Genomic DNA, 19140 nt, shown 5'->3' with positions numbered 1-19140 from the left:
CATGAACGGGCTCGTCTTCCGGACCCGCCTGTGGGCCAAACGCGCCAGGATCGTCGGCGTCCGGGTTGCCAGGCTGGTCCGAACCGGGGCCGGGCGCTTCCTGCCCGGCATCCGTTACCTGCTCCGCGAGGTGCAGCGGAAGTGGCGGCGTTCCCTGCAGTTCAGGACCGTGCTGACCACACTGCTGCTGGCCATCGGCTCGTTCGCCGTTGTGGGCGCTTACCTGTCCAACCAGATCGCCAACAACCTGTTCCAGGAACGGCTCGCACAGGCCGAGTCCGAGACGCGCTACAACGTCAAGCAGGTCCAGGACACGTTCGACGGCGCCCAGGTCACGGACCAGTCCAGCGTCATTACCCTGGTCTACGACACCCTGAACGCCGTCGAGGGCCGCGGCTCGGTGATCCAGCGGCGCTACGTCTTCGAGGCGATGCCGGAGCAGACGAAGCCGCGCAACCGCTGGGTTGAATCCCGGGCATCTGACCAGCTCACCATCGGCGTCATTCCACCGGAACTGCGCAAGGCCGTGCAGGACTCGGGCAAGGACCAGTACTGGGCGTCCACGCAGTTCCCGGTCGGGACTGAAGACCGGCCCGGCATCGCGGTCGGCAACAAGGTGACCTTCAACGGCACCGTCTACGAGCTTTACCTGATCTATGACCTCAACACTGCGCAGAAGACGCTCGACGAGATCCAGAACGTCCTGCTGGCCGGCGGGGCCCTTCTGGTTCTCATGATCGGTGGGGTCGCCTGGTACGTCACCCGCAACGTGGTCAGCCCGGTCAGCCATGCCGCCGTCGTCTCCGAAAAGCTCGCCGCCGGCCAGCTGCAGGAGCGCATGGTGGTCAAGGGCGAGGACGAGGTTGCCAGACTAGGCGCCTCGTTCAACCACATGGCCGCGAGCCTTCAGGAACAAATCACGCAGCTGGCCACGCTCTCGCAAATGCAGCAGCGGTTCGTCTCCGATGTGTCGCACGAGCTCCGGACCCCGCTCACCACGGTGCGCATGGCCGCGGAGGTCCTCTACGACGCCCGCGAGGACTTTGACCCCATCAACAGGCGGTCAGCGGAGTTGCTCTACAACCAGGTGGAACGGTTCCAATCACTCCTGGCGGACCTGCTGGAAATTTCCCGGTTTGATGCCGGGGCCGCCACTCTGGACGCCGAACCCGCGGACATCGTCCAGCTCGTCTCCCACGTGATGGAGGGGGTGGCCCCTGTCGCCGCCGAATACGGATCCGGCCTCACCCTCAACGCCCCGGCCGGCAGCATCATCGTGGAAATGGACGACCGCAGGATCGACCGGATCCTGCGCAACCTGATCCTGAATGCCCTCGAGCACGGCGAGGGCAGGCCAGTAAACATTTCCGTTGCCGCCAACGACTCCGCCGTTGCCGTGGCCGTTCGGGATCACGGAATCGGCATGACACCGGCGGAAGCGGCCCGCGTCTTCGACCGCTTTTGGCGGGCCGATCCCGCACGGGCCCGCACCACCGGCGGCAGCGGGCTGGGGCTGTCCATCGCCGCCGAAGACACCAAGCTTCACAACGGGTGGCTGCAGGCGTGGGGGAGCAAGGGCGAGGGGTCGAACTTCCGACTGACCCTCCCGCTGCGCCGCGACGAGCCGATCACCCGGTCGCCACTGCAGCTGGAACCGGTCAACGTCGGGCTTCCGGAGCGGGGCAGCCAGCAGACCGTGCTGCTGCTTGACCCGCCGCGGACCGGGGCGGCGACTGCGGGAACCGCCGACGCACCGGCTGGCGCGGCAGGCGTCGCCGGGGCGATCCCGGGCCGCGGCCCCGCCGGTCCCGGGGTCACCGGAACGGGGGACGGGAAATGAGCCGCCCTTCGCGCGCACTCACCCGGACGGTGGCCGCGCTGCTTGCTGTCGTCCTTCTCATGCTGACCTCGTGCGCCCAGATTCCGCGCTCGGGACCGGTGGGCAAGAGCACCGACGAGAGCGCTGGAAACCCCAACGCACCGGTCTTCTTCCCGGCCGCGCCGCGCCCCGGTGCAGGACCCGAGGCCGTCATCGAAGACTTCTACCTGGCCGGGAGCGGCTATGAAGACGACTACGCAGTAGCCCGGCAATACCTCACCCAAGCGTCGTCAGTGACGTGGAAGCCGGACCAGCGAGCGCTCGTCTTCCGGAAGGCCACGGTGGTGGCCACCGGCGTCGAAAACGTCTTCAATTACCAGCTGGACGTCGCCTACTCGGTCGACGCCGACGGGGTGGCCACGCAACTTCCCGAGGGCACCACCGAGAACGTGCCCGTCACGGTGACCCAGGTGGACGGCGAGTGGAGAATCTCAGACCTCCCCGACGGCACCGCCATTCCGGAAGAGACCTTCAAGGTCATCTATGGCGCCTACCCGATCTACTTCTACGACCCAACGTTCACCTACGCCGTGCCCGACGTCCGCTGGTTCATCCGCAAGAAAACCGTCAAAGCGATGACGAGTGCCCTCCTCGGCGGACCCGCACCCTACCTCAAGGGCGCAGTCGTCAGTGCTTTCCCTTCCGGCATCAAGCTGGCACGCGAGTCCGTTCCCGTCGTCTCGGGCGCCGCCCAGGTGGATCTCACCGCCAAGGACCTGGTCGACGCCTCCAACGAGGACCGGCTGCGAATGCAGACCCAGCTGGCCCTGACCTTCCGCAGCCAGCCGGATGTCATCAACGTCGAGCTTCGGGCCAACCAGGACCTGCTGCGGGTCGAGGACAACGGCACCGTCCTGCCCCCGATCCGCGATGAAAACGTCCCCGCCTACCAGATCGCCGTCAGCAACAATGACCTGGTCCGGTACGAGAACAACCGACTGTCGCCCGTGCCGGACATCCAGTCCGTCGCGTCGCTGTCGCCGCGGGCGCCGGCCGAATCGACCGAGTCGCAAGCCGTCGCCTTCCTCAACGCGGCCCGCTCCACGTTGTACTCGATCGTTCCGGGACAGCCGGCCCGGGCCCTGACCACGCGGGCCACCCTTTCCCCGCCCTCGTTCGGCCGGTACGACTGGGTCTGGACCGCAGGGCCCGGCGCGTCCGGAGCCACCGAGGTAGTTGCCTACCGGCCGGTGGGCGTGGCTTTGAAGGCCAGCGTACCCACCGTCACCCTGTCGCCGCCGTGGCTGGCGGGGCGAACCGTCAAGGACTTCCGGATGTCCCGTGACGGCACGCGCGCGCTGGTCATTTCCGAGCAGAACGGCAAGAGCCGGGTCCAGATCACGGGGGTCATCCGAACCGTGGACGGCACGCCACGGGACCTCACCGAGCCCCTGACACTCCTGACCCCCCGGAACCCGGACCAGGGGGTCTGGGTGGATGACACCACTGTGGCGGTCATGAAGGCCTCCGCCAGCGGCGCCGTGACCCCCGAGCTGTTGTCGCTGACCTCGGCACAGCCGCAGCAGCTGGCGCCGTGGCCCGGGCTGACCGGCCTCAGCGCAGGCAACGGGACTGCGGAAATCTACGGCCAATCCGCCGAAGGGATCTTCCAGCGGCTGGGCAACGGTTGGTCACCCCAGCTCAAAGGCCCCGTCGACCCGGCTTTCCCCGGCTGACCGTCGCCGCGTTGTCCACATAGCCGTCCCCGACGCTACCGCCGGGCGCAACCCGGGTCCACCATCGGAGGATGAGCAGTAGTACCCGCCAGGACGCCTGGAATCGAGCGGCGGACCCGGACCTCTCCCCGGCCGCCCCGACGGCGGCGAGGCACCGTGGCCTGTACGCGCGGCCGCTGGCACGGTTGTTCGACCGGGCGGCGGCAGCAGGGGCCGAGCTGCTCGCCCTCGCGCTGCCCGTGGATTGCGTGTGCTGCGGCGCGGAGGACTCGGCACTGTGCGCAGCCTGTTCCCGGCAGGTGCGCGCGCTGACCCTGAAGCCGTTCCGGGCCGAGGCCCAGGCACCGGCGCTGATGGACATGGACGGTTCCGTCCTGCTTCCCGTGGTGGCCGCCGGGACTTACCGGGCCGAACTGGCGCAATGCCTGCTGTCCTTCAAGCGCCACGGCCAGGCCAGGCTTGGCGGTGAGCTGGCGCGGAGCCTGGCGCGCGCACTCCATGCCGCCGCCGGGCCAGCGCCGGGAGTCATCCTCGTCCCGGTGCCCACCAGCGCCGCCGCCTTCCGCAAGCGCGGCTTCAGTCCGGTCCATCTCCTGCTCCGCCGGCTCATTCGAAGCCATGACATGGAGGAGTTCACGCTTGCAGACGCATTGCGAAAAACCCGTCGCCGGGAGAGCCGTGCACGGGCGGTCCGGGACGGGGTCCGCTACCCGCCCGGCAGGGGGACCAACGGGCAGAAGGGACTGGACCGGGGCGCCCGGGCCCGGCGCGTTCGGGGATCCATGCGGGTGCGGGCCGGGCCGTGGTCACCCAGGGTCGAGGGACGCATCTGCATCATTGTCGATGACGTGCTGACCACCGGAGCAACACTCGCCGAGGCATCCCGTGCCCTGCGGGCAGCAGGCGCCGTCGTCGGGGGCGCCGTTGTGGTCGCCGCGACACGCCCGCCGGTCAATGCCGGCCTGGCCGCGCGCACCCCTGCGGTGGCAGTGGTGGGTGGCCGGAAGGAAAAAAATAAACCGGAAAAGGATGAATAACAGATGGCTATGAACTAACGTCGAAGATGGGTACCAAGAACAGATGTACCTGTCGATAGCGGCTCGGAAAGGGGCTCGACTGTCATGCAGATCGTGCCCCCGAAGTGCCGCCGTCGTGTCACCGAAGTCATTTGGAGGGCACCATGGAGTTCATGATCAGCGGACGCAACTTGACGGTCTCCGACCGGTTCCGCGAATATGCCGACGACAAGATCTCGAAGATCGCCTCGTTGGGAGACAAGGTCCAGAGGGTAGACGCGAAGGTCACCAAGGAGACCAAAGCCCGCCAGACCGCCGAATCGCTCACGGTTGAGTTGACAGTCCTGGGACGCGGCCCAGTAATCCGCGCAGAAGCGAGTGCCGCCGACAAGTTCGCTGCGTTCGATCTCGCTTACAACAAGCTTCTTGAACGCCTGCGCAGGGCCAGGGACCGCAGGAAGGTCCACCACGGCAGGCACACCCCGAAGTCCGTCACTGAGGCGACGGCAACCCTGGAGCCGGCAAGCCCCAGCGAACCGCTCTTCGTGGAGGCGGCCCACCAGCAGGAGGCGACGGTTCCGGCGGCAGAGAAATCGCCGTACGACGTCGAGAATGACATTCCGGCTGGCGATTCGCCCGTGCTGATCCGCCGGAAGGTGTTCCCTGCCTCCCAGCTCACGCTGGACGACGCAGTCGACAACATGGAACTTGTGGGCCACGACTTCTACCTGTTCGTCGACAAGGAGACCAAGGCGCCGTCGGTCGTGTACCGCCGGGACGGCTGGACCTATGGGGTCATCTCCCTCGACCAGACGTGTGAGCCCGGACATTCGACCGTGGAAGAGAAAATCCTTGCCTACCGGTCGGAGGATGAGCCCGCCAGCGCATAAGCTGGGGCAGGACATCCGACGAAGGGACTGACGTGCACGCATCGCTGAGCCTGGCACAGGCACGGCGGATCGCATTGGCAGCCCAAGGATTGGACAAGGAACGGCCTACCGGACCCGTGACAGCACGGGCGGTGGGCCGTACCTTTGCCCGGCTGCACCTGGTCCAGATTGACTCCGTCAATGTTGTGTCCCGCAGCCACTTCCTGCCGTTCTTTTCCAGGCTGGGCAACTACGACCGCACAATCCTGCAACGGATGGCGGGGACCCACCCGCGCCGGATGATGGAGTACTGGGCGCACGAGGCCTGCTTCATCCGGCCGGACCACTTCCACGACCTCGTGCAGTGGCAGAACCGCAAATGGGTCGGCGCGCACGCCATGGACCCTGAACTGCGCAACGGCGTGGCGGCCCAGGTGCTGGAAACCCTGGCGGCCGGCAAGCCGATGACGGCCGCCGAACTGACGGCCCGGCTTGGCCATGTCGAGGACCGGCAGCGGGACAACTGGGGCTGGAACTGGAATGCCGTCAAAAGGGTCCTGGAAGATCTGTTCGAGGAAGGCCTCGTCTCGGCATTCTCGCGGACCGAATCCTTCGAACGGCGCTATACCCTCACCGCCAAGGTGCTTCCCGCAACGGCCGGAGGAATGCCGGCTCCTGAAGTGGACGCCGCCGCCGCGATGGACCGGCTGATCGACGCCGCCGCACAGGCCCACGGTATCGGCACCGTCCGGTGTTTCGCGGACTACTTCCGGACCCCGCAGAAGGCCGCAGCCGCGGCGGTGCGGAACCTTGTGGACACGGGCCGGCTCCTGCCGGTCACGGTGGCCGGCTGGGACCGGCCCCTGTACCGTCACGCGGAGGCGAAACTTCCGCGCGCCACCACGGGACGTGCGCTCCTGAGCCCCTTCGACTCCCTGGTGTTCGAACGGCGGCGGCTCGAGGAACTGTTCGGGTTCCGCTACCGGATCGAGATCTACACCCCTGAACCGAAGCGGCGCTACGGCTACTACGTCCTGCCGTTCCTGCTGCGCGACGCGATCGTCGCGCGGGTGGACCTCAAGGCCGACAGGGCTGGCGGCCGGCTCCTGGTGCGGGCCGCCCACGCCGAAGCCGGCGCACCGGATGACACCGCCGTCGAACTCGCCGCGGAACTGCAGCTCATGGCAGAGTGGCTGGGACTGGACGAGGTGGTTGTTTCCCCGGCGGGAGACTTCGCGCCCGCGCTCGCCGAAGCAGTGGTTGCCCGGTAAATCGCAGTATCCGCTATGAGGGAACAGGCGCCACCGGCACTGTGTCTCTCCCGTAGACTAAACACGCCAGAATTCGGCAGCTTGAGACTGGGAGCAACTTCACGTGGCATCACTTATCGAAAAACTTCTCCGCACGGGTGATAAAAAAACCCTACGGCAACTGCGGAACTATGCCGATTCCATTAACGCCCTGGAGAGCTCCTTCCAGACCTTCACGGACGCTGAGCTCCGTGAAGAGACCGACCGTCTGCGCGAACGCCACCGGGACGGTGAAAAACTGGACGATCTGCTGCCCGAGGCCTTCGCCGCCGTACGCGAGGCCTCGTCCCGTACCCTCGGCATGCGCCACTTCGACGTCCAGCTCATGGGCGGCGCCGCTTTGCACCTGGGCAACATCGCCGAGATGAAGACCGGTGAAGGCAAGACCCTGGTGGCCACCGCTCCGGCCTACCTCAACGCCCTCGCCGGCAATGGCGTGCACGTGGTGACCGTGAACGACTACCTCGCCGAATACCAGTCGGACCTCATGGGCCGCGTCTACCGCTTCCTTGGCCTGACCAGCGGTTGCATCCTGTCCAACCAAGACCCTGCTGTGCGGCGCGAACAGTACGCCGCGGATATCACCTACGGCACCAACAACGAATTCGGGTTCGACTACCTCCGCGACAACATGGCGTGGGACAAGTCTGAACTCGTCCAGCGCGGCCACCACTTTGCCATCGTCGACGAAGTGGACTCGATCCTGATCGACGAGGCCCGCACCCCGCTCATCATCTCCGGCCCGGCGCAGGGGGACACCAACCGCTGGTACAGCGAGTTCGCCAAGGTCGTCACGCGACTGCAGCCAGAGACCGACTACGAGGTCGATGAGAAGAAGCGCACCGTCGGCGTCCTCGAGGCCGGCATTGAGAAGATCGAGGACTACCTCGGCATCCACAACCTGTACGAGTCCGCCAACACCCCGCTGATCGGCTTCCTGAACAACGCCATCAAGGCCAAGGAACTGTTCAAGCGGGACAAGGACTACGTCATCCTCGACGGGGAGGTGCTGATTGTCGATGAGCACACCGGCCGCATCCTTGCCGGACGCCGTTACAACGAGGGCATGCACCAGGCCATCGAAGCCAAGGAAGGCGTCGAGATCAAGGCCGAGAACCAGACGCTGGCCACCGTCACGCTGCAGAACTACTTCCGCATGTATGACAAGCTGTCCGGCATGACCGGCACGGCCGAGACCGAGGCCGCCGAATTCATGAGCACCTACAAGCTCGGTGTCGTGGCCATCCCCACCAACCGCGACATGCAGCGGATGGACCAGGCCGACCTGGTTTACAAGAACGAGACCGTCAAGTTTGACGCCGTCGTCAGGGACATCGCCGAACGGCACGAAAAGGGCCAGCCGGTGCTCGTCGGCACCACCAGCGTTGAGAAGAGCGAATACCTCTCCCGGCTGCTGGCCAAGGAAGGCATCCGGCATGAGGTCCTGAACGCCAAGAACCATGCCCGGGAAGCCTCCATCGTGGCCCAGGCCGGCCGCAAGGGCGCCGTGACAGTTGCCACCAACATGGCCGGCCGCGGTACCGACATCATGCTTGGCGGCAACGCCGAATTCACCGCCGTCGCCGAACTGGCCAAGCGCGGACTGGACCCGGAGGACAATTCCGAGGAATACGAGAGCGCCTGGCCCGAAGCTTTCGAATCCGCCAAGCAGGCCGTCAAGGACGAACACGAGGAAGTCCTCGACCTGGGTGGCCTCTACGTCCTCGGCACGGAGCGGCACGAGTCACGCCGCATCGACAACCAGCTCCGCGGCCGGTCCGGACGCCAGGGCGACCCCGGTGAGTCCCGGTTCTACCTGTCGCTGACCGACGACCTGATGCGCCTGTTCAATTCCGGCGCTGCCGAACGGCTCATGAACAGCTCGGTTCCAGACGACGTCGCGCTTGAGTCCAAGCTCGTCTCGCGCGCCATCGCCTCGGCCCAGGGCCAGGTGGAAAGCCGCAACGCCGAACAGCGCAAGAACGTGCTGAAGTACGACGACGTCCTGAACCGCCAGCGTGAAGCCATTTACGGTGACCGGCGCCGCATTCTGGAGGGCGATGACCTCCACGAGAAGGTCCAGTACTTCCTGGAAGACACCATTAACGCCTTCATTGACGAGGCCACGGTCGAGGGCACCGGCGACGACTGGGACTTCAACCTCCTGTGGTCCAACCTCAAGACGCTGTACCCGGTCAGCTTCACGCCGCGCGACCTCATCGACGAGGCCGGCGGCAAGTCGCGCGTCACGGTTGACTTCCTAAGGGAGGAGATCCTTTCCGACGCCCGCCTGGTCTACCAGGCAAGGGAGCAGGCCATCGGCGCCGAAAGCATGCGCGAACTCGAGCGCCGGGTGGTTCTGTCCGTGATCGGGCGGAAGTGGCAGGAACACCTGTACGAGATGGACTACCTCAAGGAGGGCATCGGGCTGCGCGCCATGGCCCAGCGCGATCCTCTGGTGGAGTACCAGCGCGAAGGCTTCATCATGTTCCAGGCCATGATGGAAGCAATCCGTGAGGAGAGCGTCGGCTTCCTGTTCAACCTCGACGTCGAGGTGACCCCTGCCGAGGATGTTGTGGTGGCGGACACCGCGGGCGAGCACACGGAACACCACGAGCCGCAGATCCATGCCGCAGGCCTCGAAGCCCCGGAGAAGCCCGCCCAGCTGCAGTACACCGCCCCCGGCGAGGACGGCGCTGCCCAGACGCGGATCGAAGCCAAGAGCTCCGGGCGCTCAGGGAACCCGGCCAAGGCAGCCGCGCAGGATATCGGCCGCCGCACCGCGAAGAAGAAGCGGCGCTAGGAGCTACCGCACTCGGCAGGAGGACCGGAACAACTGTTCCGGTCCTCCTGCCGTTGCGCCTCCCTTCCCTCGCAAATCCGGCTTCTCTCTGGGCGCGAATCCGGCCCCGGCCGGCTTTCAGCCGATTTCCAGGACCGTGACACGCCAGGCCGCGGTACCGCGCTCGAGCCTCAAGGCGACCGCTCGGACCCGCGACTCCTCGGCCACCACCGCGCTGGCCTCGTAGACGTCCTCGGATACCCGGCACGCCCGGACGGAGCGGACCGACGGGTTGCGGTGCAGCCGGCCTGCGGTAGGCGAGGCGCCAGAGGCAACCCGCCGGGTGAGCGCGGCACGGTGCTGCAGGGCCGCCAGGCACCGCGGGTCCAGCCGGCGGGAGAGCTGCTGTGCGGGCCGCGTTCCGGCCAGCACTTCGATGGCCGCCTGCACGGTGGCGCGGGAAATCGCGCAAATCTCACGGGCCTCGTCAACCGCGTGCAGGGCCGGACGGTCCTGCGCGGGGCGCACGGCCGGGGTTGCCGTGCCGGAGACAACGCGGAGGGCGGGGGCGGAACGGGCTGGGATCGACGCGGTGCCGATCCCGGTGGCTGCATTCATGACACTTCCTCGGTTGGTGGCGGATGCCGGATCATCATCCGGCTGGTGCTGGTGCTGGTGCTGGTGCTGGTGCGGTGTGGCGGTGTTCTTTACATTCCCGGCGGCAGGAGCAGGACCTGTCCCGGCCGCAAGAAGTGCGGATTGGCCCCGATGACGTCCCGGTTGCCCGCATACAGCCGGGGCCACTCCCTGGCGATGTCGGCGTCGGTCGCGAACGGTCCCAGCGCGGCCGCAGCGATGCTCCACAGCGAATCACCGGAGCGGACAGTGACCTCTCTCCTGGCGTCCGCGGTGTCCTGGTCCCGGACGTGCCGTGCGGTCAGGGGACCGGCCTCCACCGTCGGACGCACTGGCTTCCACCGCGGATCCACCGCGGAACTTGCGGCGGGACCTTCAGGCTGCGGTGGCGGTGACGAGGCAGAGTGGGCGGATAGCGTGACGCGGGAGGGCGTCCAGGCCGACACCGCCGTCGGGGCAGGGCGGCCGGGACCCGGCACGTCGTGCGGGACGGCGGCGTTGGCGAGCGGTGCGGCGGCCAGCTGAAGTCCGACGGCGGCGAGAACCAGCCGGCGCATGAACGCCGGGCTGAACCGCCCTGTGGCCGCCGCCGCCCGGGTCCTGCCGACACGGTCAAGGAGGGCCGCCGTAGCGGCAATGGCGAAGGACATGACCCACCAGACGATGACGATCAGTCCCGCGGTATTTGCCGCGACCCCCAGCTGGTCCTCAAAGGACATTGACTGCTGGTGGGCCGAGGCCGTGTGCCAGCGCTGAATGAGGAAGCTTCCCGTGAGGGCGAGGACAACACCCAGAACCAGGATCACGGCGGCCATTGCCGCATCGGCCCGGAGTGCCTGCCGCTGGGCCTGGGGTGGGCGTGCTGCTCTCCGGTCCATCCTCCCGCTCCCTTCCATTATTGTTTAATACAGTTCGATGCATTTAGATGCTCTTTGGTATGTTTCGATTCAGTTTGATCCGGCGGGATAGGTATGTCCAGAGGCAGCAGGACGCCTGTGGATAACGCCATCGGACTGACCCGGGAGGTTGCCCCGCATGTATTGACCGGTGCAGGAGGCGCGCCTACGCTGGCGCAATGCGGTGGGACGCGCTGTTCAACGACATGGAGGCACAACTGGCCGCGCGCCAGCGGCTGGACTTTGAGGCGGAAGTAGCGGAACGGGCGCTGGTGGACGCGGCCAAGGTGGAGTTAGCCGACCGGCTCCGCGGATCCCTGGGACTGAGCATCCGGGTTCACGTGTCGTCCGGGGCCGCCTTCGAGGGGGCGCTGAGCCACGCGGGCAGCGAAGCCCTGGTCCTCGATGAGTCCATGCACCAGGTACTCATTCCCTACGCCGCGGCCGCGCAGTTTGCGGGTCTATCGCGGCTGGCGGTCCCCGAACCGTCAAGGGTCCGCCAGCGGCTAGGCCTTGGCAGCGCCCTCCGGGGACTCGCCGGGAGTCGCGCACCGGTGACAATTGTTGTTGCACGCGGGCGGGCAGAGGCGGAGCAGTATGGCGTCATCGACACGGTGGGCCGGGATTTCCTGGACCTTGCGGTGATGCGGGAGGGGGAAGACCGGCGTGCGGCGGGCGTCCGCCAGGTGGTGACCATTCCCTTTGCGGCCCTCGCGGGCATCAGGTCTGCCAGCCCCGCGGGCAATTAGGCCGCAGACAGTTAGCCCGCCGCTTAGGTTCAGCGCCCGGCAGACTTCGCCTTGGCCTCTTCGATCATGCGGCTGGCCTCAGCGTAGCGCTCCTGGATGTACTGCTCGAGCATCGTTTCCTCAACACGCCACTGGCCGCGCCCGCCGACCTGGATCGCCTTCAACTCTCCGCTGCGAACAAGTGCATAGGCGGCCGGTGAATTGATCTGGAGCTGTTCGGCAACGTCTGCGAGCGTCAGGAATCGGGGCATATGCCCATTTTGCCACCGTTGGCGCCAGGTGGCGCCCTTATCCACAGTTTGTCCTTGTTTGTTCCTGCATCTTCCGCCCGGACCGCGGGGGCGTAACAATAGGGGTGGCCGGCATCCGGGAAGGACGGCGACGACAGGGGGACGGACGCATGAGTGGAAGCGCGGCAGCCGGGGGAGCCCGTTTGAAGAAGCCTTCCTGGAAAGACCCGAGGCTCCTCGTCGGAATCCTGCTGGTCCTGGCGTCCGTGGCAGGAGTGGTCTCACTGGTCGGTGCCGCGGACCAGACCACGGAAGCGTATGCCGCACGAGAGCCGATCGCCGTCGGGGAGACACTGACCGCAGACAAGCTGCATCGGGTCAAGGTTCGGCTAGGTGATGTTGAACAGGGCTACCTGACCCCGGAGTCCGGCCTGGATACCGGACTCGTGGCCGTGCAACGAATAGGCAAGGATCAGCTGTTGCCGCGTGAAAGCGTGGGGCAGCTCGATGTCCTGAACCGCAAGCCCGTCGCCGTCACTGTCGAGGAAAGCCTCCCCAGCCAGGCCGTGGCGGGCTCCCGCGTGGACGTCTGGGTGGCCCTGCCGGACGCCCGCAACGGCTTCAGCGAACCCACCCTGCTCCTGTCCGGCGCCGAAATCGCCCAAATCACCGCGGGGAGTACCGCCTTGGGGTCCTCCCGTTCCACGGTGGTCATGATCCTTGTCCCGGATGCCCAGATGCCGAAACTGCTGGGCGCACAGGCGAACAAGGCAAAGATCGCAGTTGTCTGGAACCCCGGCGGTACCGCGCGATGAGCATTCCCGTGGTGACGGTAGGGGACTCGCGCGATGACCTGGTGGGCGGTCTGGAACGACTCCACGGGCCCGTCTCCGTTGTCCGGCGGTGCAGTGAGCTGGCCGAATTACTGGCCGCCTGCCAGAGTGGCCTCGCCCGGGCCGCCGTCGTCGCGGCTGGTAGCGAGGAGTTGACGGCCTCACTGGTGGACCGTCTGTCCGCCGTCGGCGTCGTTGTGGTCGCATTGAGCGACAACCCCGAGGAAACCGCCCGCCTGTGGACCATCGGCGTGGCAACAGAAGCCCGCGGTGTTGACGCTGCGGCTTTGGCGGCACGGATTTCTGCTGCGGTGGCAAAGCTCAGCGGCCCCGTCGCCCGGCCGGGGCTTACCGCGACGGATGGCGTTCAAGGCGGCGGGTACGCCACCGACTCCATGGAGCCTGGGCATGCCACCCGGACGTCCGGAGGGCACGCGACGGCGTCCCGGGGACCTACCGGGAAGGGGCGGATCATTGCGGTCTGGGGACCGGCCGGCGCGCCGGGCCGGACGCTGGTTGCTGCCAACATCGCAGGCGAGCTCGCCGCGGAAGGACAATCCGTGCTGCTGGTCGATGCCGACAGCTATGGTGCCAGCGTGGCCGCCCTGCTGGGACTACTCGACGAGGCCGCGGGGCTGGCCCAGGCCTGCCGGCTGGCAGATCAGGGTCTGCTCGACGCCGACGCCCTGCTTCGGATCGCCACTCCCGTGGCGACCAAGGCGGGGACGTTTCGCGTGCTCACCGGGATCACGCGGGCCGACCGCTGGACGGAATTGCGCGCCGCGGCGCTCACGCTGGTGCTGGAGCGGGCACGGGAGGTCGCGGACGTCACCGTAATTGACACCGGCTTTTGCCTGGAGGCCGATGAGGAGCTCAGCTTCGACACCGGCGCGCCGCGCAGGAACGCGGCGACCCTGAAGAGCCTGGAGTCGGCCGACACAGTCTTTGCCGTGGGGGCCGCCGACTCCATCGGAGTGCCCCGGCTGGTCCGGGGTCTGGCTGAGCTGCAGGCAGCCGTTCCGCAGGCAGCGCCCCAAGTGGTGCTGAACAAGGTCCGGGCCGCCGCCGTGGGCCGGTCCCCGGAGCGCCAGCTCCGGGCCGCGTGGGAGCGGTACGGCCCGGCGGCGTCGCTCTCGGCGTTCCTGCCCTCCGACCCTGCGGCGAGCGATGCCGCCCTGCTGGCTGGAGCTCTTTTGCTCGAATCCGCCCCCGAATCAGAGCTGCGCCGGGCCATCGCAAAATTGGCTTGTGCACCTGCCCAGCGAAAAGCGGATTCCTTTGGCTTTTCTTCTACAGCACGGCGTCTGGCAAAGGGTTAGGGTCATCGTAAGAGCCGCAAAGAGGCGGCCGTGAACTTCTTTTATGGAGGCGTTTCGATGTCGTCTGGGTCCAGCGTGGAGGATCAGCCCGTTTCGATCGGTAGCAGGGGCGCAAGCTACCTCGGGGATTACTACGAACATCTTGCGGAGGAGGACCGCGGGGCCTATTCCGAGGAAATCCTGACGGAAAGGGCGGACGCCCACCGCCAGCTCGCGGCAAAGCGCCGGCCGGGGATCGCGAACATCGAAGTGCGGAACGAGGCCGACTGCAGCGTCGTGTTTATCGTCACCGATGACATGCCTTTCCTCGTGGACTCCGTGAACGCCGAGCTGGTCCGCCAGAAAGCGCCCATCCACCTGGTCCTGCACCCACTCTTCGTGGTCTCCCGCAACCGCGAGACCGGCCAACTGGTCAAGGTCGAGCGCGTTCCCTCCCACCTGGGCATTTCCAGCGGCGATACCGCGGCCATGCCGAACCTCTCCCACTTGATCGCCCAGGGGGACAACGCCTCCCACATGGAGTCGTGGATCGCCGTCGAAATCGACCCGGTCGGCGAGGAGAAGCGCGCGGATCTGATCAAGGGAATCACCCGCGTGCTCGGCGACGTCCGCGCCGCCGTCGAAGACTGGCCGAAGATGCGCACAAAGGCGCTGGAAATCGCCGCGGACCTGGACCGGACGGTCGACCGTGCCCAGATTGCCGAGTTGCGGCAGGCCCAGGAACTGCTCCGCTGGCTCGACGACGGGAACTTCACTTTCCTGGGCTACCGCGAATACGACCTCGTGAACGAATCCGGCGAGGACGTCCTGGAACTGCGTGAGGAGAGCGGACTCGGATTGCTGCGCGGCGGCGCCGACACCCGCCAGGTCCAGCACCTCACCGAGGCGGGCAGGAGGAAGGCTCGCGAGAAGCGCGCCCTTGTGATCACGAAGGCGAACTCGCGCTCCACCGTGCACCGCTCGGCGTACCTGGACTACATCGGCGTCAAGAGCTTCGACGCCGCCGGAAACGTCAACGGCGAACGCCGCTTCATCGGTCTCTTCGCCACCACCGCCTACGCCGGCTCCGTCCGGGAGATCCCCGTGGTCCGGGAAAAGGTGGCCGCCGTCCTCAAAGACGCCGGTTTCCCGCCGGACTCGCACTCGGGCAAAGACCTGCTGGGCATCCTCGAAACCTACCCCCGGGACGAGCTTTTCCAGATCGAAATCCCGGACCTTGCCGCCATCGCCAACGGAATCCAGCGGCTGCAGGAACGACGTCGCACGCGTTTGTTCCTCCGCCCGGACATCTACGGCCGGTTTATGTCCGCCCTCGTCTACCTCCCCCGCGACCGCTACACGACGAACGTCCGGCTCCGCATCGAGCAGGAACTGCGGGAGACCTTCAACGCCGTGTCGATCGACTTTGAGGCGCGGATGACCGAATCCGCCCTCGCCCGACTCTTCTTCAGGATCCGGCTGCCGAAGGACTCCGACGTCAGCAACATCAACAGCGATGAGCTGGAGAAGCGCCTGGTCCGGGCCGCCCGCTCTTGGGGTGAGGGCATTGCCGAGGTCCTGCGCGCCCGCGGCGACGGCGGCGGTGCCGGCCTCGGGGAGAACGATGCCAAAGAACTGGCAGCCAACTGGGCCGAAGCGTTCCCGGCCGGCTACCGGGTGGATTACGAGATCGAAGACGCGCTGACGGACATCGACCGCTTCGAAAAGTACGGCGCCGCGGCCGAACGGGCCGGCGAAGCCGTCCGGGAACAGCCCGGCGTCCACGTGTACCTGCCCGAAGGCGCCGGAGCCACCCTGGAAGAGGACGCCCGCGTCAAGCTGTACATGCTGGAGCCGAAGAGCCTGAGCCAGATCCTGCCGTATTTCCACAACCTCGGCCTTGAGGTCCTGGACGAACGCCCGTTTGAAATCGAGACCGCGGATCACCGCGACTACTTCCTCTACGACCTCGGCCTGAAGTACCCGGCAGGTGTGGACCCCCAGGCCACAGGCCAGCTGCTGGGCGAGTCCTTCGGCGCTGCCGTCACCGGCGCCGTGGAATCGGACAGCTTCGACCGGCTGGTCCTGCGGGAGGGCATACACTGGCGCAAGGTGGTGGTGCTGCGGGCCTACGCCAAGTACATGCGGCAAATGGGCAACACCAACTCCTTTGGGTTCATCTCCGACACCCTACTGGGAAACCCGGACGTGGCCCGGGCGCTGACCGGACTCTTTGCCGCACGATTCGATCCCGCGCTGAGCGACGCCGAACGCCAGCTTAAGCAGGAGCAAGTCGGCGCCGAACTGGACGCCGCCATCGAAAACGTCGCCACCCTGGACGCCGACCGCGTGCTGCGGACCTTCGCCAACCTGATCCGGGCCACCGTGCGAACCAACTACTTCCAGAACAAGACGCACGTCAGCTTCAAGCTGAGCCCGGCGGCCGTCGACGGACTGCCGTTCCCGCGTCCGATGTTCGAAATCTGGGTCTACTCGCCCCGCGTGGAAGGCGTACACCTGCGCTTCGGGAAGGTGGCCCGCGGCGGGCTGCGCTGGTCGGACCGGCGCGAAGACTTCCGCACCGAAATCCTGGGGCTCGTCAAGGCACAGACCGTCAAGAACGCCGTCATCGTCCCCACCGGCGCGAAGGGCGGGTTCTACGCCAAGCAGCTCCCGGACCCAGCGAGCGACCGCAGTGCCTGGATGGCCGAGGGCATCGAGAGCTACAAGACGTTCATCCGCGGGCTCCTGGACATCACGGACAACCTCATCGTGACGCCGGAGGGCCAGACCGTCACGCCGCCCGCCGACGTCGTCCGCCACGACGACGACGACTCCTACCTCGTGGTCGCGGCCGACAAGGGCACGGCCTCCTTCTCCGACATCGCCAACGGGCTGGCCGCCGAATACGGCTTCTGGCTCGGCGATGCGTTCGCCTCCGGCGGCTCCGTGGGCTACGACCACAAGGCCATGGGCATCACCGCCCGCGGCGCCTGGGAATCGGTCAAGCGGCACTTCAGCGAACTGGACCTCGATACCCAGTCCGAGCCCTTCACAGTGGTGGGCGTCGGCGATATGTCCGGCGACGTGTTCGGCAACGGGATGCTGCTCTCCAAGCAGATCCGCCTGTTGGCCGCCTTCGACCACAGGCACATCTTCCTGGACCCCACCCCCGATGCGGCGACGTCCTACGCGGAGCGCCAGCGGCTCTTCGAACTGCCCCGTTCCTCCTGGGACGACTACAACAGGGCACTCATCAGCGAAGGCGGCGGTATCTTTGCCCGGCAGGCCAAGGTCATCCCGGTGTCCGCCCAGGTCCGCGCGGCGCTCGGCCTCCCGGACGGCACCACGGAGCTCAGTCCGCCGGAGCTGTTGCGGGCGATCCTCCTGGCCCCGGCGGATCTGCTCTACAACGGCGGCATCGGCACCTACGTCAAGGCGAGCACGGAATCCAATGCCGAGGTCGGCGACAAGGCTAATGACGCCATCCGCGTCGACGGCCGCGAGCTGCGCGTGAAGGTGGTCGGCGAAGGCGGAAACCTGGGGATGACCCAGCGCGGACGCATTGAAGCGGCGCTGCAGGGTGTCATCCTCAACACCGACGCGATCGACAACTCCGCTGGCGTGGACTGCTCCGACCACGAGGTCAACATCAAGATCTTCGTGGACCGGATGGTCGCGGCCGGCAAACTGGACAGCGGGGAACGGGCACCGTTCCTGGCGTCGATGACAGATGAGGTCGGCCGGCTGGTGCTGGAGGACAACATCGACCAGAACATCCTGCTCCTCAACGACCGGATGCGGGTGGCCGAATGGAGCCCGAGCTACGAACGGCTTATGGACTGGCTGGAGAAGTCGGCAGACCTCAAACGCGACCTGGAGGCCCTGCCCACGACTCTCGAGCTGCGGGAGCGGCTGGAGCAGGGCCAGGGACTGACCTCTCCGGAACTTTCAGTCCTGGCTGCCTACGCCAAGATCGAACTTGCTTCCGCTCTGCGTGACAGCGATCTCGCCGATGATCCATGGTTCCGCTCGACGCTGCGGGCCTACTTCCCGGAGCAGCTGCGGGAGAGGTTCGACGCCGAACTGGACACCCACCCGCTGCGCCGCGAAATCATCGCAACCGTCGTGGCCAACGACATGATCAACCTCGGCGGCATCACGTTCGCGTTCCGTGCCATTGAGGAAACGTCGGCCACGGAATCGGCCCTCGCCAAGGCGTTCGTGGCCCTCCGCGAGGTCTACGAACTGGACATCATGGTCAAGGAGCTCAACGAGCTGCCGGCGTCGTTCCCGACCGAACACTGGTGCACCGTCCATCTGGACATCCGGCGGCTACTGGACCGGGCGGTCCGCTGGCTCCTGGGCCAGGGCGGCGCGTCCCGTCCGATCGCCGACATCGTGGCGGAATTCAAGCCGCTCATGGATCCCATGCGGGCCCGGCTGCTGGACTACCTGCGCGGCGAGGACCGTGCCCGGGTGGTCGCATGGCTGGAGAAGGCACGCGGGTGGGAGCTGCCGGAAGACCTCGCGCACCGCTGGGCGGAACTGTTCGAAAGCTTCGTCCTGCTGGATATCGCCAAGATCGTCCATGCGAGCCCGGAACCCGTGGCCGAGATCGCCCACGTGTACTACGCGGTCTTCAATCGCTTCCATGTCGATTCCCTCCTAGAACGCATCACGAAGCTGCCGAGGAAGGACCGGTGGCAGGCCCTCGCCCGCGCGGCCCTGCGTGACGACCTCTATTCGACCGTCTCGGACATGACGACGGCGGTGCTGGGCAGCACCCCGGCCGGGACTCCCGCCGAGGAACGGCTGGCGGCCTGGGAGAGCCAGAACGCGGAGCAGCTTGGCCGGGCGGAGTCCATGTTCGACGAGGTCAATGCGCTTGAAGCAGATGACATGGCCTCGCTGTCGGTAGCATTGAGGCTCTTGAGGTCAATCGTCCGACGCTAGGGCTGTGCTG

13 protein-coding genes are annotated in these 19140 nt (G+C 66.8%); 10 read left to right on the top strand and 3 right to left on the bottom strand.

Translation table 11 applies throughout. The features are described from left to right. The first annotated feature begins 1 nt into the window (after position 1). The 6 genes from mtrB to secA all read left to right on the top strand — a co-directional run bounded on the left by mtrB (position 2) and on the right by secA (position 9553). A complete protein-coding gene (mtrB, locus tag BM372_RS00435; protein ID WP_090952795.1) occupies positions 2 to 1840 on the top strand; it encodes an MtrAB system histidine kinase MtrB in 1839 nt (612 codons plus the stop codon). Further along, a complete protein-coding gene (locus tag BM372_RS00430) occupies positions 1837 to 3555 on the top strand; it encodes an LpqB family beta-propeller domain-containing protein (RefSeq protein WP_090950417.1) in 1719 nt (572 codons plus the stop codon). Before mtrB ends, BM372_RS00430 begins: the two co-directional genes overlap by 4 nt. Before the next feature lie 71 nt (positions 3556 to 3626). Further along, positions 3627 to 4592 (top strand): ComF family protein, encoded by a 966-nt coding sequence (locus BM372_RS00425; RefSeq protein WP_090950415.1) that lies wholly within the window; start codon positions 3627 to 3629, stop codon positions 4590 to 4592. Between the two features lie 143 nt (positions 4593 to 4735). After that, positions 4736 to 5461, top strand: coding sequence for a ribosome hibernation-promoting factor, HPF/YfiA family (hpf, locus tag BM372_RS00420; RefSeq protein WP_090950414.1), 726 nt, complete (start codon positions 4736 to 4738; stop codon positions 5459 to 5461). Positions 5462 to 5493: 32 nt separating this feature from the next. Beyond that, the gene (locus BM372_RS00415; RefSeq protein WP_090950411.1) at positions 5494 to 6711 is read left to right on the top strand and encodes a winged helix-turn-helix domain-containing protein; all 1218 of its coding nucleotides are present in this window, start codon (positions 5494 to 5496) and stop codon (positions 6709 to 6711) included. Positions 6712 to 6814: 103 nt separating this feature from the next. Further along, entirely contained in the window at positions 6815 to 9553 is a 2739-nt protein-coding gene (secA, locus tag BM372_RS00410) for a preprotein translocase subunit SecA (RefSeq protein ID WP_090950407.1), read from the top strand. Positions 9554 to 9670: 117 nt separating this feature from the next. On the opposite strand, the gene BM372_RS00405 is transcribed toward secA, so the two are convergent. Both BM372_RS00405 and BM372_RS00400 read right to left on the bottom strand, forming a co-directional pair. Continuing rightward, entirely contained in the window at positions 9671 to 10150 is a 480-nt protein-coding gene (locus BM372_RS00405; RefSeq protein WP_090950404.1) for an Rv3235 family protein, read from the bottom strand. An 89-nt stretch (positions 10151 to 10239) separates the two neighbouring features. Next, on the bottom strand, positions 10240 to 11046 hold the full coding sequence (locus tag BM372_RS00400; RefSeq protein WP_177235841.1) for a LysM peptidoglycan-binding domain-containing protein: 807 nt from the start codon (positions 11044 to 11046) through the stop codon (positions 10240 to 10242). Between the two features lie 197 nt (positions 11047 to 11243). On the opposite strand from BM372_RS00400, the gene BM372_RS00395 reads away from it, so the two are divergent. Next, a complete protein-coding gene (locus BM372_RS00395; protein ID WP_090950399.1) occupies positions 11244 to 11813 on the top strand; it encodes a hypothetical protein in 570 nt (189 codons plus the stop codon). A 29-nt stretch (positions 11814 to 11842) separates the two neighbouring features. Here BM372_RS00395 and BM372_RS00390 read toward each other — a convergent pair whose 3' ends face one another. Further along, positions 11843 to 12064 (bottom strand): helix-turn-helix domain-containing protein, encoded by a 222-nt coding sequence (locus BM372_RS00390; protein ID WP_090950396.1) that lies wholly within the window; start codon positions 12062 to 12064, stop codon positions 11843 to 11845. A 149-nt stretch (positions 12065 to 12213) separates the two neighbouring features. Here BM372_RS00390 and BM372_RS00385 point away from each other — a divergent pair, with 149 nt between their 5' ends. Genes BM372_RS00385 through BM372_RS00375 form a run of 3 tightly spaced genes read left to right on the top strand, consistent with a single transcriptional unit; the run spans position 12214 to position 19130 of the window. Then, the gene (locus BM372_RS00385) at positions 12214 to 12858 is read left to right on the top strand and encodes a CpaB family protein (RefSeq protein WP_090950392.1); all 645 of its coding nucleotides are present in this window, start codon (positions 12214 to 12216) and stop codon (positions 12856 to 12858) included. Further along, on the top strand, positions 12855 to 14195 hold the full coding sequence (locus BM372_RS00380; RefSeq protein WP_090950389.1) for a CpaE/TadZ family protein: 1341 nt from the start codon (positions 12855 to 12857) through the stop codon (positions 14193 to 14195). The genes BM372_RS00385 and BM372_RS00380 overlap by 4 nt, the downstream gene beginning before the upstream one ends. Before the next feature lie 57 nt (positions 14196 to 14252). Beyond that, complete coding sequence (locus BM372_RS00375; RefSeq protein ID WP_090950387.1) at positions 14253 to 19130, top strand: NAD-glutamate dehydrogenase; 4878 nt, start codon at positions 14253 to 14255, stop codon at positions 19128 to 19130. The last annotated feature ends 10 nt before the right edge of the window (positions 19131 to 19140 follow it).

Origin of the sequence: Arthrobacter sp. ov118 (assembly GCF_900116495.1) — a bacterium.
Lineage (GTDB): Bacteria > Actinomycetota > Actinomycetes > Actinomycetales > Micrococcaceae > Arthrobacter.
This window is presented reverse-complemented; position numbering and strand designations above follow the sequence as displayed.